This is a genomic window from Petropleomorpha daqingensis, from assembly GCF_013408985.1.
Lineage (GTDB): Bacteria > Actinomycetota > Actinomycetes > Mycobacteriales > Geodermatophilaceae > Petropleomorpha > Petropleomorpha daqingensis.
In genome coordinates this window covers 1,289,438-1,308,909 of the sequence record NZ_JACBZT010000001.1, presented here as the reverse complement: position 1 = coordinate 1,308,909, position 19,472 = coordinate 1,289,438, and the positions used below count along the sequence as shown (strand labels likewise).

The 19,472-nt window shown below is 72.9% G+C and carries 19 protein-coding genes; 4 read left to right on the top strand and 15 right to left on the bottom strand.

Features of this window, described 5'->3' with window-relative positions:
• Window positions 1-25: 25 nt before the first annotated feature.
• Together GGQ55_RS06440 and GGQ55_RS06435 are read right to left on the bottom strand one after the other, a co-directional pair.
• Window positions 26-454: an STAS domain-containing protein gene (locus GGQ55_RS06440; protein ID WP_179715641.1), complete on the bottom strand. Its 429-nt coding sequence runs from the start codon at window positions 452-454 to the stop codon at window positions 26-28.
• Between the two features lie 87 nt (window positions 455-541).
• On the bottom strand, window positions 542-943 hold the full coding sequence (locus GGQ55_RS06435; protein ID WP_179715640.1) for a VOC family protein: 402 nt from the start codon (window positions 941-943) through the stop codon (window positions 542-544).
• 57 nt (window positions 944-1,000) lie between these two features.
• Here GGQ55_RS06435 and GGQ55_RS06430 point away from each other — a divergent pair, with 57 nt between their 5' ends.
• Window positions 1,001-1,501 carry a DinB family protein gene (locus tag GGQ55_RS06430; protein WP_218859185.1) on the top strand — a complete coding sequence of 167 codons (501 nt, stop codon included), beginning with the start codon at window positions 1,001-1,003 and terminating at the stop codon, window positions 1,499-1,501.
• Window positions 1,501-2,262, top strand: a complete 762-nt coding sequence (locus GGQ55_RS06425) for a putative protein N(5)-glutamine methyltransferase (protein ID WP_366488860.1) — start codon at window positions 1,501-1,503, stop codon at window positions 2,260-2,262. The genes GGQ55_RS06430 and GGQ55_RS06425 overlap by 1 nt, the downstream gene beginning before the upstream one ends.
• On the opposite strand, the gene GGQ55_RS06420 is transcribed toward GGQ55_RS06425, so the two are convergent.
• The 8 genes from GGQ55_RS06420 to GGQ55_RS06385 form a co-directional block, all read right to left on the bottom strand.
• Window positions 2,244-3,344, bottom strand: a complete 1,101-nt coding sequence (locus GGQ55_RS06420; RefSeq protein WP_179715639.1) for an alkaline phosphatase family protein — start codon at window positions 3,342-3,344, stop codon at window positions 2,244-2,246. The two genes, GGQ55_RS06425 and GGQ55_RS06420, sit on opposite strands and share 19 nt — an antisense overlap.
• Entirely contained in the window at window positions 3,341-4,603 is a 1,263-nt protein-coding gene (locus GGQ55_RS06415; RefSeq protein WP_179722358.1) for an alkaline phosphatase family protein, read from the bottom strand. The genes GGQ55_RS06420 and GGQ55_RS06415 overlap by 4 nt, the downstream gene beginning before the upstream one ends.
• A gap of 73 nt (window positions 4,604-4,676) precedes the next feature.
• A complete protein-coding gene (gene phaZ, locus GGQ55_RS06410) occupies window positions 4,677-5,516 on the bottom strand; it encodes a poly(3-hydroxyalkanoate) depolymerase (RefSeq protein WP_179715638.1) in 840 nt (279 codons plus the stop codon).
• Window positions 5,500-7,317, bottom strand: coding sequence for a PHA/PHB synthase family protein (locus GGQ55_RS06405; RefSeq protein ID WP_179715637.1), 1,818 nt, complete (start codon window positions 7,315-7,317; stop codon window positions 5,500-5,502). Before GGQ55_RS06405 ends, phaZ begins: the two co-directional genes overlap by 17 nt.
• A 37-nt stretch (window positions 7,318-7,354) precedes the next feature.
• The gene (locus tag GGQ55_RS06400) at window positions 7,355-7,990 is read right to left on the bottom strand and encodes a phosphatase PAP2 family protein (RefSeq protein ID WP_179715636.1); all 636 of its coding nucleotides are present in this window, start codon (window positions 7,988-7,990) and stop codon (window positions 7,355-7,357) included.
• Window positions 7,987-9,078: a lysylphosphatidylglycerol synthase transmembrane domain-containing protein gene (locus GGQ55_RS06395; protein ID WP_179715635.1), complete on the bottom strand. Its 1,092-nt coding sequence runs from the start codon at window positions 9,076-9,078 to the stop codon at window positions 7,987-7,989. Before GGQ55_RS06395 ends, GGQ55_RS06400 begins: the two co-directional genes overlap by 4 nt.
• Window positions 9,075-9,647: a hypothetical protein gene (locus GGQ55_RS06390; RefSeq protein WP_179715634.1), complete on the bottom strand. Its 573-nt coding sequence runs from the start codon at window positions 9,645-9,647 to the stop codon at window positions 9,075-9,077. Before GGQ55_RS06390 ends, GGQ55_RS06395 begins: the two co-directional genes overlap by 4 nt.
• Window positions 9,644-11,341, bottom strand: a complete 1,698-nt coding sequence (locus GGQ55_RS06385; protein WP_179715633.1) for a phosphatase PAP2 family protein — start codon at window positions 11,339-11,341, stop codon at window positions 9,644-9,646. The genes GGQ55_RS06390 and GGQ55_RS06385 overlap by 4 nt, the downstream gene beginning before the upstream one ends.
• An 86-nt stretch (window positions 11,342-11,427) precedes the next feature.
• Here GGQ55_RS06385 and GGQ55_RS06380 point away from each other — a divergent pair, with 86 nt between their 5' ends.
• The gene (locus GGQ55_RS06380) at window positions 11,428-12,333 is read left to right on the top strand and encodes an ABC transporter substrate-binding protein (RefSeq protein ID WP_366488856.1); all 906 of its coding nucleotides are present in this window, start codon (window positions 11,428-11,430) and stop codon (window positions 12,331-12,333) included.
• Window positions 12,334-12,419: 86 nt separating this feature from the next.
• Here the strand turns inward: GGQ55_RS06380 and GGQ55_RS06375 are convergent, their stop codons facing one another.
• Both GGQ55_RS06375 and GGQ55_RS06370 read right to left on the bottom strand, forming a co-directional pair.
• Complete coding sequence (locus GGQ55_RS06375; protein ID WP_179715631.1) at window positions 12,420-13,595, bottom strand: acyl-CoA dehydrogenase family protein; 1,176 nt, start codon at window positions 13,593-13,595, stop codon at window positions 12,420-12,422.
• A 90-nt stretch (window positions 13,596-13,685) separates the two neighbouring features.
• Window positions 13,686-14,720: a YihY/virulence factor BrkB family protein gene (locus tag GGQ55_RS06370; RefSeq protein ID WP_179715630.1), complete on the bottom strand. Its 1,035-nt coding sequence runs from the start codon at window positions 14,718-14,720 to the stop codon at window positions 13,686-13,688.
• 291 nt (window positions 14,721-15,011) lie between these two features.
• Between GGQ55_RS06370 and GGQ55_RS06365 the strand changes: the two genes are divergently transcribed.
• Window positions 15,012-15,173, top strand: coding sequence for a hypothetical protein (locus GGQ55_RS06365; protein ID WP_179715629.1), 162 nt, complete (start codon window positions 15,012-15,014; stop codon window positions 15,171-15,173).
• A gap of 61 nt (window positions 15,174-15,234) precedes the next feature.
• Here GGQ55_RS06365 and GGQ55_RS06360 read toward each other — a convergent pair whose 3' ends face one another.
• From GGQ55_RS06360 to GGQ55_RS06350, 3 genes are all read right to left on the bottom strand, one after another.
• Complete coding sequence (locus GGQ55_RS06360) at window positions 15,235-17,028, bottom strand: acyl-CoA dehydrogenase (RefSeq protein WP_179715628.1); 1,794 nt, start codon at window positions 17,026-17,028, stop codon at window positions 15,235-15,237.
• A gap of 69 nt (window positions 17,029-17,097) precedes the next feature.
• Window positions 17,098-18,867 carry an MDR family MFS transporter gene (locus GGQ55_RS06355; RefSeq protein ID WP_179715627.1) on the bottom strand — a complete coding sequence of 590 codons (1,770 nt, stop codon included), beginning with the start codon at window positions 18,865-18,867 and terminating at the stop codon, window positions 17,098-17,100.
• Entirely contained in the window at window positions 18,864-19,409 is a 546-nt protein-coding gene (locus GGQ55_RS06350) for a MarR family winged helix-turn-helix transcriptional regulator (protein ID WP_366488854.1), read from the bottom strand. The genes GGQ55_RS06355 and GGQ55_RS06350 overlap by 4 nt, the downstream gene beginning before the upstream one ends.
• Window positions 19,410-19,472 lie beyond the last annotated feature (63 nt).

Here is a 19,472-nt window from a genome sequence, read left to right as displayed (position 1 = left end):
AACCGGCCTCACCCGCTCGGGGGAGTCAGCCGCGTCCCGGTGACCGGCGGGGGCCGCCCACCGGAGCCCGTCGGGCCGGCCGCCGCGCGCCGTCCTCGTCGGGGACGACGAGCTGCGCCAGCCCGGCCAGCTCCAGGGGCAGCTGCGCGCGCCGCTGCCCGCCCGTGCGGACTACCAGCCGCGTGCCGCGGGACAGGCACCGGCGGCGCACCCGCACCAGGACGGCGATCCCGGCCGCCCCGAGGTAGGTGACCTCCTCGAGGTCCACGACCACCGTGCGCACCCTGCGCCGCGCCACCTGCCCGTCCAGGCAGGCCTCCAGCAGCGGGGCGGTGTACGCGTCGACCTCGCCCCGCACCGCCACGACGACGCGGCCGCGCTCGTCGGCCGGTGAGCTGGTCACCGACAGCAGTTCTTCGGGGACGACGGTGGCGGGCGGGATCGGGACGGGCACGGGCACACACTCCCTCCGAGCACTGACGTTCTCCCCGTACCGGGCCAACGGGGGCGCTGGCGTGCCGGTTCCGCCCCCGGCGTGTCGTCAGCTCGCGGGCGACAGGGTCTGCGCGACCTCCCAGACGTGCCCGCCCGGGTCGGTGAACGTGGCGGTCCGCTGCTCCCACGGCCGGTCCACCGGGCCGTTCAGCAGCGCGACGCCGTGCTCGGCCAACTGGGCGCAGACGGCGTCGGTGTCGGCGACCCAGACGGTGAGCTGCATCCGCCGACCGGCATCCGTACCGCCCACCGGCGCCGGCTCGATCAGCTCGTGCGCCGCGTCGGCCCGCAGCACGTTGATCACCGTGCCGCCGAAGCGGAACGCGGCGGAGGCGTCGTCCTCGAACAGCAGCGGCAGGCCGAAGACGTCGCGGTAGAAGGCCGCCGTCCGGGCCAGGTCCTCGGTGAACAGGGTGATGGCCCCCAGGCCGTCCAGCGCAGCGATCACTTCTCGCACCTTTCCAGGTCTTTAGGCTCGTCAACGACTTCCTGGAGTGGAGGACCGGTGCCGACACCGAAACCGATCGACGAGAAGGGCGCGCTGCTCGCTTTTCTGCGCGGGCAGCGCGAGCACGTGCTCGGCGCGCTGGAGGGGCTCGGCGAGGAGGACCTGCGCCGGGCGGTGCTGCCGACCGGCTGGTCGTGCCTGGGCCTGGTGCACCACCTGGCCGTCGACGTCGAGCGGTTCTGGTTCCGCGCCGTCCTCGCCGGTGAGCAGGTCAGGCTGTTCGAGGAGGACGGCGGCTGGCAGGTGCCCGAGGGGATGCGCGCCGCCGACGTGCTCGACCTCTACCGCGACGAGGCCGCCCGCTCCGACGCCCTGATCGAGGAGCACGCGATCGAGGACGGCCCGGCCTGGTGGCCCGAGGAACTGTTCCCGGGTCTGCCGGTGCGCGACGTCCGCCGCCTGGTCCTCGCGGTGATCACCGAGACGGCGACCCACGCCGGGCACCTCGACGCCGTCCGGGAGCTGATCGACGGGCGCACCTGGCTCGTGCTCACCTAGTGGACCTGGTCGAGCGGCTGCGCGCGGCCGGCTGCGTGTTCGCCGAGGACGAGGCCGCCCTGCTGCGGGAGCAGGCGGCCGACCCGGTGGAGCTCGAGGCGCTCACGGCCCGCCGCGTCGCCGGCGAGCCCCTGGAGCACGTCCTCGGCTGGGCCGCGTTCCGAGGCCTGCGCGTCGCCGTCGACCCCGGCGTCTTCGTGCCGAGGCGGCGCACCGAGTTCCTCGTCGACCTCGCGGCGGAGCGCACGGGGCCGGGTGCCGTCGTCCTCGACCTCTGCTGCGGCTCCGGCGCGCTGGGCGCGGCCCTGGCCGCGGAACGGCCCGGGATCGAGCTGGTGGCCGCCGACCTCGACCCGGCCGCCGTCCGCTGCGCCCGCCGCAACCTCGAGCCGGTGGGCGGCCGGGTGTTCGAGGGGGACCTGTTCGTCCCGCTGCCCGCCGGGCTGCGCGGGCGGGTCGACGTCCTGCTGGTCAACGTGCCGTACGTGCCGACCGGCGAGATCGCGCTGATGCCGCCGGAGGCGCGGCTGCACGAGGCGGCGATCGCCCTCGACGGCGGAACCGACGGGCTCGACGTGCTGCGCCGCGTGGCCGCGCAGGCCGGCGACTGGCTCGCTCCCGGCGGCGTGCTGCTCACCGAGACCGGCGAGGAGCAGGCGGCGGCCGCCGTGCAGGTGCTCACCGCCGCCGGGTTCGCCGCGCAGGCGCGCAGCGACGACGACGGTGCCACCGTCGTCGTCGCTCAGACCCCGGCCGTGTAGACGTCGAGCCCGAACCGGTTGACGGTGCCTGCGTAGCCGAGCTTCGGCAGCCCGAACAACTCCTCGACCGACGCCAGCAGGCTGTAGTGGTTGTACGGCGTGGTGGACCAGGTGCCCGGCCGCACGAACGGCGAGATCACCAGCGCGCCGACCCGGCCGCCGCCGAGCCCGGTGATGCCGGGCAGCGGCGTGTTGGGTGCCGGCCCCTCGCCGCAGCAGGCGGCGGAGTCGGACTCCGGGCCGTCGGACTCGTCGAAGGTGATCACCAGGACGCCGTCGCGCCGGAACGCGGGGGAGGCCAGGATCCGCGGCACCCACAGCCGGAGCCACGCGTCCGCGCTCGCCAGGCCGCCGGGCCGCCCGTCGACGCACGGCGCGTCGTGCCCGTCCGAGCACAGGTTCGGCGTGATGTAGGCGAGGTTCGGCGTCGTGGCGATCGAGCCGAGGTCACCGCGCAGCGCGGACAGGTCGACGTCCCGGGCGGCGCAGTCGGGGGAGTCGGTGATCGCGCGGAAGTAGACGAACGGGTTGTGCCGGGCCGCGTACTGGTCGCCGACCTCCGCCTTCTGCGTGTCGTCCGGGGTCTCGAGGGCGGGGTGCCGGCAGGGCGTCCCCATGTCCTCCATGTACCCCTTCCACGACAGCCCGGCGGCGACCAGCTGCCCGGGCAGGGTGGGGACGTCGGCGGGGTACACGCAGCCCTGACCGACCGCCTGGCCCGGCGCCACGGTGCCGAGCTCCACGAAGCTGCTGTAGACCTGGCAGTCGCCCTGCGTCTGCGGGTTCGGCGCCTGCCCGGAGATCTGCGCCAGGTAGTTGGGCAGCGAGTTGTGCGCCGTCCCGAAGTACTGCGTGAGCAGGACGCCCTGGGCACGCAGCGTCTGCGCGAGGTACGGCGCTGCCGAGCCGGAGCCCCACGTCTCGTCGAAGCCCTTGTTCTCCAGGTTGATCACGAACACGTGCCGGGCCGGCGGCAGGTACGGCGAGGCGTTGCCGGGCCGCGCCTGCGCCGACCCCACCAGCCCGGGGACGGCGAGGACGACGACGGCCAGCAGCAGCCACCAGGGACGACGTCGGCTCATGGCAGCGGGAACCCTTCCGCGAGGGCCAGCCGGCGCAACGGCTCCCACTCCTCCGACGACTCCTGCTGCGCCACCTGGCAGGGCGCCCCGGGCGGCACCGGCCGGGTGGTGTACCGCGGCGCGGTCAGCCGCGGCGGGGAGCGGAAGTCGAGGACCTCGGCCAGGTTGCGTGCGGTGCGGTCGCGCGGGGTCAGGGGCGGCAGGCCCCACCGCCACTCGATGGTCCGCAGCACCGACGTGTGGTCGTAGACCTCGTGCGCGACCGCCCCGCGTCGGGCCCGGGGGGAGATCACCAAGGCCGGCACCCGGAACCCGCGCAGCGCGTTGGCGCGGTCGGCGTCGGGCGCCTCGGCGGGCGGGACGTGGTCGAAGAAGCCGCCCCACTCGTCGTAGTTGATCACCAGCAGCGTGCGGCCCCAGGCCGGGCTCGAGACGACCGCGTCGTAGACCTCGGCGAGGAAGGCCTGGCCGGACCGGATGTCGGCGTGCGGGTGGTCGTCGCCCGACGTCCCCGACGGCTCGTCCTCGAACCGCGGGTCGACGAAGGCGACCTCGGGCAGCGTCCCGGCGGCGCAGTCGGCGAGGAACTGCGCGTACGGCCGCGAGATGCCGAGGTACTTCGGGCCCCACAGCGCGGTGAACGGGATGTCGGAGAAGTAGTACGTGCCGCGCAGGCCCGCCGCGGCCAGCCGGTCCCAGATGGTCGGCAGCGTGGACAGATCGGTGGAGTTGTGGATCCGGTCGGTGCGGGCGGCGTGCTGGTAGAAGCGGTTCGGGTAGGTCTCGGCCATCGTGGCGGCGAAGTAGCGGTCGCAGACCGTCCAGTCGCGGGCGGCCTGCCGGTGGAAGTCGAGGTCGGCGCCGGTGTAGTAGCCGATGGCGAACGGGTCGTTCTCCCCGGCGCGCAGCCAGCCGTCGCACTTCCCGCGGTTGTACTCGATCCGGCCGCCCTCGTAGGAGTGGTCGGGGTCGGCGGAGGTGCAGCCCTGGAAGTCGGTCAGGTGCCACGTCTGGTGCGCCACCCCGTAGCGGTCGACGTAGCGCTGTCCGGCCTGCCGGCCGTCGGCGCCCGGTACCCAGCCGAGGAAGTGGTCGAAGGAGCGGTTCTCCATCATCACGACGACGACGTGGTCGATGCCGCTGCGGTCGGGCGCCGGCAGCGGGGACGGCGCGGCGTCGGCCGGGCGGGCCGACGCCGCGACCGCGACGCTGCCCAGTGCGGTCGCCCCGCCGGCGACCAGCACCTGACGGCGGGTCATGCTCACGGCAGCACCGTGGCGGACCCGGCCCGTCCCCGCATCTCGGGAACGGGGTGTTCACCGGCCGTTCAGCTCACGAGTCGAGGAAGCGCTCCACGACGGGGGCCAGGGACGGTGCCTCGGTGACCAGCGCGAGGTGGCCGCCGCGATAGAGGTGCAGCTCGGCGTCGGGGATGAACCGGGCCATCACGTGGGCGTTGACGGCCGGGATGATCGGGTCGTCGTCGCCGGCCACGATGAGCGTGGGGGTGCGGATCAGCCGGAGGAACGGCAGGCTGCTCCACCCCGCCGCGGCGGCGAGCTGGTAGTAGTAGCCGCGCTTGGGGCCCAGCCGGGTCTGCGCGTGCAGCGCCCGGGCCGCCCGCTCCGGATGGGTGCGCATCGTCCCGCCGTAGATGTCCCCGGCGATCGACCTCGCGTACTCGGGATCGCGGTGCCGGCGCGGGGTCAGCATCCGGGCCAGCACCCGCGGGTGCGCGGGCACCATGAGCGAGCCCGTGCCGGTCGCGGCCAGCACGAGCCTGCGGACCCGCCGCCGGTGCTGGACGGCGAAGTGCTGGGCCAGCCCGCCGCCCCAGGAGAAGCCCAGGACGTCGACCTCGTCGTGGTGGCCGAGCTGGTCGAGCATCCGCGCGACCACCGGCGAGAAGGTGGCCAGCACGTAGGGCACCACCGGCCGCGGCGAGCCGCCCACGCCCGGGACGTCGAAGCGGATCACCGTGCGCCGCGGGTGCAGCGCGTCGACGAACGGCTGCAGCACCTCCAGGCTGGCGCCGATGCCGTTGAGCAGGAGCAGCGGCGGGGTGCCGGGGTCGCTGCCCTCGCGGACCGAGACGCGCAGGATGCGGCCGCCCGCGGTGACCCGCTGGACGGTCTCCCGCGGCCGGCGGGGGCGGCTACTCGTCGAAGACATACGTCCCCGGTGCGTCGCCGAGCACCTCGAGGTCGCCGCCGAGGGTCTCCGGTGCGGGGATCTCCTCCCCCGAGCGCTCGCCGAGCCAGGCCATGTAGTCCGGCCACCACGAGCCCTTGGTCGTCTCCGCCTGCGCCAGCCACTCGTCGGGGCTCGCCGGCGTGGAGGGGGCCACCTGGAACGTGGACTTCGGGTTGGTCGGCGGGTTCACCAGCGAGGCGATGTGCCCGTTCGTGGACAGGATGAACCGGCTCTCGCCGCCGAGCAGCTGAGTGGTCCGGTAGCAGGACTGCCACGGGCAGAGGTGGTCGGCGATGCCGGCGGTGACGTAGGTGTCGACGTCGACGGTGGAGAGGTCGACCGGGGTGCCGAGCATGGTGGCGGCACCGGGTTCGGTCAGGGCGTTGGCGAGCGCCAGGTCGATGAAGTCGCGGTGCAGCGCTGCACTCATGCGAGTGGTATCGGCGTTCCAGTACAGGATGTCGAACGCCGCGGGCGGCTTTCCCTGCAGATAGTTGTTGACCCAGTAGCTCCACACCAGGTCGTTGGGCCGCAGCCAGGCGAACACCTCCGCCAGCGAGCCGCCGTCCAGGTAGCCCTTCTTCCGCGACCGCTCCGTCGCCTCGCGGACCGCCTCCGGGTCCATCAGCGCGCCGACGGTGCCGGCCCGGGCCCAGTCGAGGACGGTGACGGCGAAGCTGGCCGCGGCGATCCGGTCGAGCCGGCCCTGCGCGGCCAGGTGGGCCAGCGTCATCGCGGTGATGATGCCGCCGGAGCAGAAGGCCTGCAGCGACGCCTGCCGGCTGCCGGTGGCCTGCTCGACGGCGTCCAGCGCGTCGAGGACGGCGCGGCCGTAGGTGGAAAGCCCCCAGTCGGCGTGCCGCTCGTCGGGGTTGCGCCACGAGATCATGAAGACCTGCTGGCCGCTGCTCACGTAGTGCTCGACGATGCTGCGGCCCGGCGCGAGGTCGGCGATGTAGAACTTGTTGATCGTCGGCGGCACCATCAGCAGCGGCACGGCGCGGACCTGCGGCGTCGTCGGCCGGTACTGGATCAGCTCGAAGACCTCGCTGCGGAAGACGACGGCGCCGGGCGTGACGGCGAGGTCCTCGCCCACGGTGAACGCGTCGGGCTCGACCATCGAGGGCACCCGCGGCGGCGAGACCAGGTCGCGGACCGCCCGCCGGACCCCCCGCACGGCGCTCTTGCCGCCGGTGTCGATGACCGCCTTCCACAGCAGCGGGTTGATCGGTGTGTTGCTCGGCGCCAGGGCGTCGACCACGTTCGTCAGCGTGAAGCGGATGCGCTCGTCGTCCTGCCAGCCGAGGTCGGCGTCGTCCACCAGCTTGGCGGCGGTCTGCGCGGTCGCGATGTGCGCCTGCATCAGCCGGTGCAGCAGCGGGTTGCCGGTCCAGGCGGGGTCGGCGAAGCGCTTGTCCTTGCGGTTCGGCTCGACCTCCGAGCGGCCCACGCCGATCCGGCCCAGCTCGCGCACCAGGTAGCGGGCCCGCTTGCCGACCACGTCGGGCTTGGCGACCAGGCCCTTTGCGAAGGCCAGCGTCGTCCGGGCGGGTGGCACGAAGCGGCGGAGGGGTCCGCGGGCGCCGTCCACCAGCACCATGTCCAGCCCCATGACCGCCTCGGCGGCCTCCGGCGTGGGCTCGGACGACGGGGCCGCCGGTGAGGTCGCCGGCCGCTCGCGGCCCTCGGTCGTCGTCGCGTCGGTGGTGCCCGCCGCTCTGCCGTTCTCCGCCTTCGGTGAGGTCCGACTGCCGCTCTTCTCGGGCGCGACCTGGGTCATCGCGGGTCTCCGTCCCCCTGGTGCAGTGTGGCCTCCGTCACTCAACCACAGCCGGTGCCGGGCGGCCGAGCAGCAGGCGCACCGCCCCGGCGACGGCCAGGCCGAGCGCGGCGCCCCCGACGACGTCCAGCGGCAGGTGCGCGGCCACCTGGACGCGGGCGAGGCAGACGAGGACGGCGAGCACGGCGCAGACCACCCGGCCGGGACGCGGCAGCCACGGCCACGCCACGACCAGCAGCGCGGTCACGACCGCCGCGTGCCCGGAGACGAAGCCCCGGCCCAGCGCCGGGGCGCCGCGGACGACGACGTCGTCGAGCAGGGCGTCCGGCCGGCCCCGGACGACGATGCCCTTCACCACCTTGGCGAGGACGTAGACCCCGGCCCCGGCGAGCAGCAGCTCGGCCGCGAGCCGCCACCGCCGGAACGCCGCGGCGACGAGCGCGGCGACCGGCACCACGAGGAAGTTGCCCAGCTGCATGACCGGCCAGACCGCGGCGATCGGCAACGGCACGGCGTCGACCACCCGGAAGACGGCGGCCTCCGCGCCGGTCACCCGGCCGCCGTAGACCGGGACGGAGACGAGCACCAGTACGAGGACGCCGGCGAGGAGCAGGACGACGTCCCGCGGGCCGCGGACGACCGACCGCGGTCGCGGCGGCGCCGTCGTCGTCACGCCGACTCCGGCACCAGCGGGGTGCGCGGCGCACCGTTCGGCGGCCGCCGCCACGACTTGTTGCGCTGCCAGAAGACGTACGTGAGCACGCCCAGCGGGATGGGCAGCACGTAGGTGAGCACGCGGAAGACCAGCACGCCGGCCGCGACCGCCGGGCGGTCGCCGCCCGCGGCGGACAGCCCGGTGATCATCGCGAGCTCGATGATCCCCAGACCGCCCGGCGTGAACGGGATCGCGGTCAGCAGCCGCGAGAAGGCGAACACCACCAGCGCCTCGACCCAGCCGACCTGGTCGGCGCCGACCCCGCAGAACCGCAGCGCGAGCAGCAGCACGAGGAACAGCGACAGGTGGCTGACCAGGGTGGCGAGGCTGATCCAGTGCCAGCGGGCGCGCAGCAGCAGCACGGTGCGGTCGCGGAACTTCGTCGTCGCGCGGTCCCAGCCCTCGACGGGCGGCCGGTGCAGGGGGCGCAGCAGCACGTTCACCACGCGGGCCATGCCGCGGCCCAGCTTCGCCGCGCTCTCCCGGCTGCGCAGCAGCAGCCACAGGGCGAGCGCGCCGGCGACCAGCCCCGCCAGCCCGAGCAGGCCGGCGAGCAGCCGCCCCGGCTCGGGGCGCGTCTGGAAGGCCAGCAGCGCGAGCGCCAGCACCGGCAGCCCGAGCTTGGCGAAGTTGTTCCAGAGCCCGGACACCAGCAGCATCACCGACGTGCGGTTGCGCGAGAACCCCCACGAGGAGTTCATCGTGTAGGTGAGGCCGACCGCGATCGCGGCCCCGCCGACCAGGGTGTTCGAGACCGCGGTCGTCGTCTCGGTGGAGACCGTCGCCTGCCGCAGGGTCAGCCCGGGCATGGTCGAGACCATGACGAACTGGTAGGTCGCCAGGTTCCAGATCGCCGCGAGCACCAGGACGCCGATCTCCACCGGGCTCATCGCCCGGATCGCGGCCCAGACGTCGGACAGGCTGGTGAACTGCGGCAGGAACCAGAAGTAGACTGCCGCGACCAGGACCAGCGAGAACAGCGGGCCGATCAGCCGCCGCCACAGCGGCTTGCGGGCGGGCCGCGCAGGGGTCTCGACGGCGGTCACGGGTCCAGCTCCAGCCGGCCGCCGCTCTCGTCGTGCACCTGCTGCTGCAGGTCGGCGCGGGCGACCACCCCGACGACCTGGGAGGCCAGCGCGAGCGCCTCGCCGGGGCTGTCGCCGGCCAGCGAGAACAGCACGGTCAGGCAGCCGCCGTCGAACACGTAGTAGCGCCGGCCGACGTAGCCGGGGCTGATCCGCTCGACGAGCTCCAGCCGGCGCATGTCCTCGCGGTCGCTGGGGATCTCGGTGGCGCCGGCGGTCGTGCAGGACTCGGTGAGGCGGACCTCGACCGCCCGGGTGCCGTCGCGGTCGGAGTCCAGCCAGAACCGGGCCTCGCCGTTGCTCGCCTCCAGGTGGTGGAAGTCCCACCCCAGCGGCAGTGCGGCGCGGATGCACGGCACCCAGGTCGCCGAGGGCACGGACTGCGCCATGAGGATCACGGCGTTGGCGGCCTCGCGGTCGTGCCCGGTCTCGCACAGCGGCGCGTTGGTGATCGCGGAGTTGGGGCCGTCGCTGGAGCACCCGGCCACGGCGAGCGCGACCAGCACGGCGCCGACGACCCCGCGCCTCACAGCGGTGACCCCGTCAGCAGCGGCACGGCGATCAGGACGGCGAGCAGCAGGACGAGCAGCGTGGCCACGGTCAGGCCCACCCGGCGCCAGCTCCACCGCTGGATGCGCACCGGCGGGAGCCGGTAGGGCAGCAGCGCGAGGAACTCCGCGTGCAGGTCGCGGCCCTGCTGGCGCAGCATCCGGCGCAGCTGGGTCGGCATCGTCAGGCCGCGGGTGGCGGCGAAGGCCTCGGCGATCTCCTCGTCGGTGAACTGCCGGACCGCCCGGTCGTACACGCGCCGGGCGTCGGTGCGCAGGCCCAGGACCAGCATCATGTTCGCGAGGTCCACCGCCTGCCGCCACGGGCTGGGCCGGACCTCGGCGAAGGCGGTGTCGATGACCACCAGCTGGCCGTCGCGGACCAGCAGGTTGGCCGGCTTGATGTCGCGGTGGGCGACACCGACCTCCCACATCCGGCGGACGATGGCCAGCCCCTGGTCGATGATCCCCTCGTCGATCTCCGCGTCCCCGATCTCGGTGGAGCCGAGGACGAACTCGTTGACGAGCAGGTACTCCCGCTCGGGGGTGATCTCGACGATGCCGAGGGGGCGGCCGACCGGCAGCCCGGCGTCGTCGAGCAGTCGCAGGACGTAGTCCTCGTACTGCACCAGCCGGCGGACGCTGTGGTACGGCTGCTCGTCCTCCAGCCGGCCGTAGAGCAGCGTGCGGCCGAGCTTGTACCAGCGGTCGGACCGCACGTGCGTCGCCGCGTACAGCTTGCCGAACACGGTGCTCTCGCCGTCCTCGGACTTCACCGTGATCTTCAGCGGCGTCGAGCCCCCGGAGCCCGAGAGGCCGAAGGGCGTCACCGAGGTGGCCAGCAGGCCCAGCTGGTCCTGCAGCGCCCGGACGATGGCGTCACCACGCGGCCCCGTCACGTCGAGGTGGGCGGCCCGGCCCCGCCGGTAGCGCACCGGGTACACGTCGTTCGGGGTCAGCAGCCGGAACGCGGCCAGCGGCAGTGCGACGCCGAGGATGACCGCCGCGGCGATGTCGGTGGGGTGGTCCTGGGCGGTGTAGAGCCGCGACACCGCGGTGACCACGAGCAGCCCGAGGACGATCCACTTGCCCTCGGTCCGGTGCCGGCCGGCGGGCACGAGCGCGTACACGGTGCTGACCAGGAAGGCCGCCAGGACCGTCATGGGCAGGGAGGGCATGGAGAACCCGGCCCACCTGCCGAGGATCTCGACCTCGAACGGCCGCGGACGTTGCAGCGCCAGGGCCATGCCCGAGGCGAGGACGACGACCAGCAGCCCGGTCCCCAGCCACACGAACAGGTGCCGCCACCGCCGGATGACGATCAGGGCCACGAGGTTGGCCAGCCAGATGACCTGCAGCGCGGCGGGGGTGGCGAGCACCCCGGTGACGGTGGCCACGCGGGTCAGCGCGGGGGACCGGATGCTCTCGAACGCCTGCAGCACCCGGGTGTCGGCGAGGTCGAACACCGAGACGCTGCCGGTGGCCCAGACGGCGATCCAGGCCAGGACGACGACGCCGGAGGCGACCAGCCACCACTTGCCGGACTTCGCCAGGTGACGCGGCAGCGGCGGGGGCTCACCGGAGGGACGGCGCCGGCGGCGGACGCGGCGCAGCGCGGGAGGTGCGGGCCGCGCGACCGTCCCCGCCGCGGTCGCTGCCGGCGGCAGCGTCGCCATGCCGAGGAATGGTCCTCCCGGACGGGTGCCGCCGACACCCCTTTCGCGCCTACCCTTGCCCCCTTCCCGCGGCGAGGGGAGGAGCCGTGCGTGCTCGCCGGGCGTCCTGCGCGGTGGTCGCGGCCGTCCTCGCGGGGGTCGTCGGCTGCACCGGCGGCACGCCCCAGCGGGCCGCGCCGCCGTCCGACGGGACGATCCGGTTCGTCGCCTACGACTTCTCCGAGAACCAGGTCCTGGTCGAGGTCTACGCCGAGGCGGTGCGCCGGACCGGCCTGCCGGTGACCGTCGACCGGGCCGGCGCGACCCGGGAGGTCGTGGAGCCGGCGCTCGAGCAGGGCGTGGTCGACGTCGTCATCGACTACCTGGGCACCGTCACCCAGTTCGCGCTGCGGCAGGAGGTCCGCGGCCGGCCGCCCGAGGAGGTGCGGACCGAGCTGGAGCAGGCGCTCGGCCCGCGGGGGGTCACGGTGCTGGACCCGGCACCGGCCGAGGACCAGAACGGCTTCGCGGTGTCGAGCACCTTCGCCGGCGAGCACCACGTCGGCCGGCTCTCGGAGCTGGCCCCGCTCGCCCCCGACCTGGTCTTCGGCGGCCCACCCGAGTGCCCCGACCGGCCGCTGTGCCTGCCCGGGCTGGAGGAGGTCTACGGCATCCGGTTCAAGGAGGTGCGCAGCATGCCCTCGCGCGAGGCGACCGTGGAGGCGCTGCAGGTCGGCGACATCGACGTCGGGCTGCTGGAGACCACCGACGCCCGCCGGTTCTCCGCGCCGATCATCCTGCTCATCGACGATCTGGGGCTCCAGCCGCACGAGAACGTCGTCCCGCTGGTCCGCACCGCCGTCCTGGACCGGTGGGGCGACCGGCTGCGCAGGGCCCTGGACGAGACCAGCGCGCGGCTGACCGCCCAGGAGGTGGTGGCGCTCAACCGTGCCGTCGACATCGACGACCTCACCCCGCAGGAAGCCGCCAAGCAGTGGTGGGAACGCCAGTGAGGCAGCCGACGTGAGTCGTCCGGCGTGCTCTCGGCCCCGTTCCGGGTCCCACCCTGAGCGTGCGAAGGGTGGGGAGAACGGGGTCCTTAAACGATGGCGCCTCTACCGGTGATCGCGCGGCCGACGATGAGGCTGTTCACCTCGCGGGTGCCCTCGTAGGAGTAGATCGCCTCGGCGTCGGCGACGTACCGGCCCACGTGGTTCTCCAGCAGGATCCCGTTGCCGCCCATCAGCTCCCGCGCCCAGCCGACGGTCTCGCGCATCCGCATCGTGCAGAAGGCCTTGGCCAGCGACGCCTGCTCGTCGGCGAGGCGGCCCTCGTCCTGCAGCTGCGAGACCCGCGTGCACATCGCCGCGGAGGCGGTGATGTTGCCCAGCATGCGCACCAGCAGGTCCTGGACCAGCTGGAACTCCGCGATCGGCCGCCCGAACTGGGTGCGTTCGCCGGCGTAGGCCAGCGCGTGCTCGTAGGCGCCGCGCGAGCAGCCCACCGCCGACCACGCGACGCTCGCGCGGGTCATCCGCAGCACGTTGGCGGTGTCGCGGAAGCTGTTCGCCTCCTGCAGCCGGTTCTCCTCCGGCACGTGCACGCCGTCCAGGGTGATCAGCGCGTTCTGCACCGCCCGCAGGGCGATCTTGTCCTCGAGGTCGACCGTGGAGAAGCCGGGGGTGTCCTTCTCGACGACGAAGCCGAGCACCCGGTCGGTCTCCTCGTCGCGGGCCCAGATGACGACCAGGTCGGCGAAGCTGGCGTTGCCGATCCACTTCTTGTGCCCGTCGATCACCCAGCTGTCGCCGTCCCGGCGGCAGGTGGTCCGCAGGCCGCGGGCGACGTCGGAGCCGGACTGCGGCTCGGTCAGCCCGAACGCGCCGATCAGCTCCATCCGGGCCATCGGCGGCAGCCAGCGCTGCTTCTGCTCCTCGGAGCCGCAGAGGTAGATCGTGCCCATCGCCAGGCCGCCGTGGACGCCGAAGAACGTCGCGATCGACGGATCGCCGCGCGAGAGCTCCATCGCCACCATGCCGTCGGTGAGGAAGGACCGGCCCGGGCAGCCGTAGCCGCGGTACGGGTTGCCGGCGATGCCGAGCTCGGCCAGCTCGGGGATGAGCGGCTGCGGGAACTTGCCGCGCGTCCACCACTCGTTGATGACCGGCTCGACCTTCTCGTCCATGAAGGTCCGGACCCGCCGCAGCAGCTCGCGGTCCTCGTCGGGGAGAAGCCCGGCCAGGTCGTAGAAATCGGAGGCGCTGATGGTGTCCATGGGAGTCCTTCCCGGCTGCGCCTGGAGATCATCACACGTCAGTGGCCCTCTCACGCGCGGTGAGAGGGCCACTGACGTGTGTCCATCGCGCTACGTCGTCTGCTTGTCCTTGGGCGTCGCGCGGGCGTCGAGCTGGATCTCCTTGTCCGCCCGCGGCACGCCCTCCTTCAGCTCGCGGCTGCGCTCGATCTCCGAGTCCAGCTCGATGCCGAACAGCAGCGCCACGTTGGTCAGCCAGAACCAGACCAGGAAGATGATCACGCCGGCCAGCGCGCCGTAGGTCTTGTTGTAGCTGCCGAAGTTGGCGACGTAGAACGCGAACAGCGCCGAGGCGGCCGCCCAGATCAGCAGCGCGGCGCCGGCGCCGGGGCTGACCCACTTGAACCCGCGGAGGCGGACGTTGGGGGTCGCGTAGTACAGGATCGCGATCATCAGGGCGACGAGGACGACGATCACCGGCCACTTGGCGATGTCCCACACCGTGGTCGCCGTGCTGCCGAGCCCGATCGCGTTGCCGAGGGCCTTCACGACCGGCCCGCTGAGCACGACCGCGGCGAGGATGATCGCCGCCATGACCACGCCGACGAGCGTGACCAGCAGCTGCAGCGGCTTCAGCTTCCAGATCTTGCGGCCTTCCGGCGTCTCGTAGACGACGTTGGCCGCGCGGGTGAAGGCGCCGACGTAGCCCGAGGCCGACCAGATCGCGCCGACGATCCCCAGCACCAGGCCGAAGCCGGCGGTGCCTGCGTGGCCGGCGACCTGGTCGACGACCTTGCCGATCGTCCCCTGGGCCGCTCCGGGGATCACCGTGGTCAGGGCATCGGTGAGCGTCTTCGGATCGGCGATCAGCCCGATGATCGACATGATCGCCAGCAGCGCCGGGAAGAGCGCCAGCACCCCGTAGTACGTGAGCGAGGCGGCCCAGTCGGTCATGTTGTCCTCGCTGAACTCCTTCGCCGTCCGCTTGAGCGTGGCGAAGAAGGTGGGTCGCGCGTCCGCGCCGGTGGGCGCGAAGTCGGCGCGCGTACCGCTGACGACGTCGTCCTGCGGGGCCGGGTCACCGGCGCGGTTGTCGGAGAAGCGGGTCTCCGTCTCGGTCCGGCTGGAGCCGGTTGCTCGGGCCATGAGAGGGGTCCTCCGGATCAGGGCGGTTGGTTCGGTTGTGCCCCAGCCGATCCGGTTCCATTCCGGTCGCGTCGCCCGGGCGAGTCACGACGCGCCGGGACGAGGTCCTCCGTCACGGAGGGTGGACGACGGAGGATGCGGGCACGCGCGGATGACTGTCGTCACACCCGGACGGGGGATTCCCGTTTCCGACGATTGGAACGGCACCGTTCCGGGGAAGAAGCTCTCCACGAGAACGTGCCGCTCAGGTCAGCCCGGGTGGCACGCACACCGAGTTGGGGGAGACAACCGATGGTCCTGTGGCCGGCCGTGAGCCTTGTCGGGTTCCTGGTGCTGACCGCCTTGGTGATCGCGCTGGGCACCCGCTCGACCGCGCGCTACGAGCGCGAGCAGCGACCCACCGTCTTCGAGGACAACACCGCCGCCGACCCGGCGCCCGCGATCACCGCGTAGGTAAGGACCCCACTTCCCCCCACCACTCGCAAGCTCGCGGCGGGCCCCTGAAGCGGGGCCTTCAGAGCCAGCTCTCGGCGGTGTCGAGGACTGTGCGGTCCAGCGACTCCAGCAGGTCGAACTGGACGTGCACCTTCGGCAGCTCCCAGCGGTGGAAGTACCGCGCCGCGACGCGCTTGCCCTCGTGGAAGTCGCTGGTGGCGGTGCCGGTCGCCAGCGCCTGCTCCAGCCACAGCCAGGCGACGACGAGGTGCCCGGCCGCCTCCAGGTAGGCGCTCGCGTTCGCCAGCGCCAGCTCGGCGTCACCGGTGCCCCAGAGCGTCGCGGTGACCGCGGCCAGCCGCTCGACGGCGGCGTCGAGGTCGGCGGCGAAGTCCGACCAGCCGGTCCCGGCCGCCCGCGCGGTCGTCGCCCGGATCGCCTCGACCAGCAGCCGCAGCCCCTCGCCGCCCTGCGCGACGACCTTGCGGCCGAGCAGGTCGAGCGCCTGGATCCCGTTGGTGCCCTCGTGGATCGGGTTGAGCCGGTTGTCCCGGTAGAACTGCTCGACCGGGTAGTCGCGGGTGTAGCCGTAGCCGCCGTGCACCTGGATCGCCAGGTCGTCGGCGACCGGCCCCCACTGCGACGGCCATGCCTTGGCGATCGGGGTGAGCGTGTCCAGCAGCAGGTGCGCGCGGGCGCGGTCGGCGGCGTCTTCGGCGGTCTGCTCCTCGTCGACCAGCCGGGCGCAGTAGAGGCCGAGCGCCAGCCCGCCTTCGGCGTAGGACTTCGCGGCCAGCAGCATCCGGCGCACGTCGGGGTGCTCGATGATCCGCACCGGTGCAGCCGCGGGGTCCTTCGCCGCGGCGGGCCGGCCCTGCGTGCGGGTCTTGGCGTACTCCAGGGCGTGCAGGAAGCCGGTGTAGCCGAGCACCGTCGCGCCCATGCCGACGCCGATCCGGGCCTCGTTCATCATGTGGAACATGTAGGTCAGCCCGCGGTGCGGCTCGCCGACCAGGTAGCCGACCGCGCCGGCCCGCCCGCCCGGGGTGTGCACGCCCTCGCCGAAGTTCAGCAGGGTGTTCGTCGTCCCGCGGTAGCCCATCTTGTGGTTCAGCCCGGCCAGGACGACGTCGTTGCGCTCGCCGAGCGAGCCGTCGTCGTCCACCAGGAACTTGGGGACGACGAACAGCGAGATGCCCTTCACCCCGGCCGGACCGCCGGGGATCTTGGCCAGCACGAGGTGGACGATGTTCTCGGTCAGCTCGTGGTCGCCGGCCGAGATCCACATCTTGTTGCCGGTCAGCCGGTAGGTGCCGTCGTCCTGGGGCTCGGCGCGCGTGGTGATGTCGGCCAGCGACGAGCCGGCCTGCGGCTCCGAGAGCGCCATCGTGCCGAACCAGCGGCCCTCGACCATCGGCCCGACGTAGGTCCGCTTCTGCTCCTCGGAGCCGTGGGTGAGCAGCAGCCGCGCGTTGGCCATGGTGAGGAACGGGTAGGACGACGTCCCGACGTTGGCGGCCTTGAACCAGGCGAACACCGCCTGCCCGACGGTGTGCGGCAGCTGCATGCCGCCGTAGGCCTCGTCGAACTCCCCGGCCATGAGCCCGGCCTCGGTGAACACCTTCAGCGCGGCGGCGACCTCGGGGATGAGCACGACCTTGCCGTCGACCATCCGCGGCTCGTTCTCGTCGGCCGTTCGGTTGTGCGGCGCGAAGTGCTCGGTGGCGATCTCCTCGGCCAGGTCCAGCACCGCGTCGAAGGTCTCGCGCGAGTGCTCGGCGTAGCGGGGCCGCTTGATCAGGGTCTCCACCTGCAGCCACTCGTGGAGCAGGAAGTCGAGGTCGCGGCGGGACAGGACGGTCGACGAGCGCACCGACCCACAGTAGGCCGAGGGCCCCTCCCCGCCGGAGCGGGAAGGGGCCCTCTGATGACGTGGCCGGTGTCAGCCCTGGGGGTCCTTGGGCTTTCCGGCGGGCGGCGGTGTGGACGTCGGTGCCGCGGCCCCGACGGCGTTGGCCGTCTCCTCCTCGCGCGTCCGCTCGACGGCCGGCGGGACGGCGTCGGCCGCGGCCGCACCGGCTGCGGCCTCCTGCTGGGCCTGGATGCCCGACAGGTTGCGCAGCGGCACCTCCGGCAGGAACCACAGGACGAAGAAGCCGACCGCCACGACGGCCGCGGCCACCAGGAACACGGTGGAGATCGCGTTCGAGAACCCGATGTTGAACGGCTCGACCAGCAGCGGGAAGCGGTGGATGCCGCTGGTGTCGGCCAGCACGCTGTCGGCGCCGGCCTGCTGCAGCTGCGCGGCCTGCTGGCCGGCCGCGGGATTGGCCGCGACGGCCTGCCGGATCTGGTCGGGGATCTCGCTGCCCAGGCGGGTGAACAGCAGCGACAGGAAGGCGGCGACGCCGATCGTGCCGCCCATCTGCCGGAAGAAGGTCACCGACGAGGTCGCGACACCCATCTCCCGCGGGTTGACCGCGTTCTGGACCGCGAGGATCACCGGCTGGAAGTTGAAGCCGAGGCCCAGGCCCAGAAGGATCATGAACGGCACGAGGGTCCACACCGAGGTGTGCGCGTCGATCACGAAGGCCATCGACACGAGCGCGGCGACGATCAGGACGATGCCGATCAGCGGGAACGCCTTGTACCGGCCGGTCTTGGAGATCGCGATACCGGAGCTCATCGCGCCGGTCATGATGCCGGCGACCAGCGGGATCATCTGCAGACCGGCGACGGTCGGGCTCGAGCCGTGGACGACCTGCAGGTACTGCGGCAGGAGCAGGATGCCGCCGAACATGCCGGCACCGAGCACGATGCTGCCGACGGCACCGACGGAGAAGCTGCGGTTCTTGAACAGCCGCAGCGGCAGCAGGGCGTCGTCCTTGTAGGCGCGCTCGGCCAGGATGAACAGCACGAGGCCGATGGCGCCGATGACGTAGCAGAGCACCGACCGGCCCGAACCCCAGCCCCAGCTGCGGCCCTGCTCGGCGACGATCAGCAGCGGCACCAGGCAGACGATCAGCGCGATCGCGCCCGGCCAGTCGATCCGGTGGTCGCGCCGGGTGTGCGGCAGGTGCAGCACGCGCATGACGACGAGGAACGCGGCGATGCCGAGCGGCACGTTGATGTAGAAGATCCAGCGCCAGCCGGTGATGCCCAGCAGCGAGGCCTGGCCGGCGAAGAAGCCGCCGATGACCGGACCCAGCACGCTCGAGGTGCCGAAGACGGCCATGAAGTAGCCCTGGTACCGGGAGCGCTCGCGCGGCGGCACGATGTCGCCGATGATCGCCAGCGCCAGCGACATGAGGCCACCGGCGCCGATGCCCTGGAAGGCGCGGAACGCGGCCAGCTGGTACATGGAGGTGGCCAGGCCGCAGAGCATCGACCCGATGACGAACGTGCCGATCGCGAACAGGTAGAACGGCCGGCGCCCGTAGAGGTCCGACAGCTTGCCGTAGAGCGGGGTGGCGATCGTCGAGGTGATGAGGAACGCCGTGGTCGCCCAGGCCTGCAGGTCGTAGCCGTGCAGGTCGTCGGCGATCGTCCGGATCGCGGTCGAGACGACGGTCTGGTCCAGCGCGGCGAGGAACATGCCGAGGATCAGGCCGCCGAGGATGGTGAGGATCTGGCGGTGGGTGAAGACACCGCTCTCGTCCGGCGCAGCGGCCGCCGCCCGGGCGTCCCGGCGGGTGGTGGAGGTCTGGCTCATCGCTTCTCTCTCGAGACGGGCAGGTCGGTCGGGACGGCAGGGGCGTCGTTGCCCGGACCGCAGGGGTAGCCGGGGAGACCGGCGGTGAGGTCGTCGATCAGGCGGCTGAAGAGCGTGGTGAACGTGGCCAGCTCGGCCTCGCTCCAGCCGCCGGTCACCCGTTCCAAGAGCGCGTGGCGCTCGCGCCGCAGCTGCTCCAGCTCGGCGTGCCCGGCGTCGGTGACGACCAGCCGGCTGGCCCGCCCGTCGGTCTCGTCGGCGACGCGCGTCACCAGACCGCGTTCGACCAGCGAGGTGACGTGCCGGCTGACGGTCGAGGGGTCGGCGTGCACCAGTTCGGCCAGCGCGCCCTGCCGCAGCGGACCGAGACGGACCAGCGGGAAGAGCAGCACCAGCGCGGCCCGGTCACGGCCCTCGGTCGCCTGCTGCGCCTTGAGCGCGTGCACGAGCCGGCCGAAACGCGGCAGCTGGTCGGAGAGCGCCTGCAGGTGCTCCCGCCGCTGCTCGGCGTCGGTCGACGCAGGCGTGGAGGTGGTGGTCACCGGTGCTCCGGAGGGGAACGGGGACAAAACGTATGCACGGTACAACATGTTGTGAGCTGCACA

Bases quoted from the DNA above. Each gene is read 5' to 3' on its own strand.
- GGQ55_RS06420 (WP_179715639.1), bottom strand. From the start codon at position 3,344: ATGAGCCGACGTCGTCCCTGGTGGCTGCTGCTGGCCGTCGTCGTCCTC.
- GGQ55_RS06415 (WP_179722358.1), bottom strand. From the start codon at position 4,603: ATGACCCGCCGTCAGGTGCTGGTCGCCGGCGGGGCGACCGCACTGGGC.
- phaZ (WP_179715638.1), bottom strand. From the start codon at position 5,516: ATGTCTTCGACGAGTAGCCGCCCCCGCCGGCCGCGGGAGACCGTCCAG.
- GGQ55_RS06405 (WP_179715637.1), bottom strand. From the start codon at position 7,317: ATGACCCAGGTCGCGCCCGAGAAGAGCGGCAGTCGGACCTCACCGAAG.
- GGQ55_RS06385 (WP_179715633.1), bottom strand. From the start codon at position 11,341: ATGGCGACGCTGCCGCCGGCAGCGACCGCGGCGGGGACGGTCGCGCGG.
- GGQ55_RS06375 (WP_179715631.1), bottom strand. From the start codon at position 13,595: ATGGACACCATCAGCGCCTCCGATTTCTACGACCTGGCCGGGCTTCTC.
- GGQ55_RS06370 (WP_179715630.1), bottom strand. From the start codon at position 14,720: ATGGCCCGAGCAACCGGCTCCAGCCGGACCGAGACGGAGACCCGCTTC.
- GGQ55_RS06365 (WP_179715629.1), top strand. From the start codon at position 15,012: ATGGTCCTGTGGCCGGCCGTGAGCCTTGTCGGGTTCCTGGTGCTGACC.
- GGQ55_RS06355 (WP_179715627.1), bottom strand. From the start codon at position 18,867: ATGAGCCAGACCTCCACCACCCGCCGGGACGCCCGGGCGGCGGCCGCT.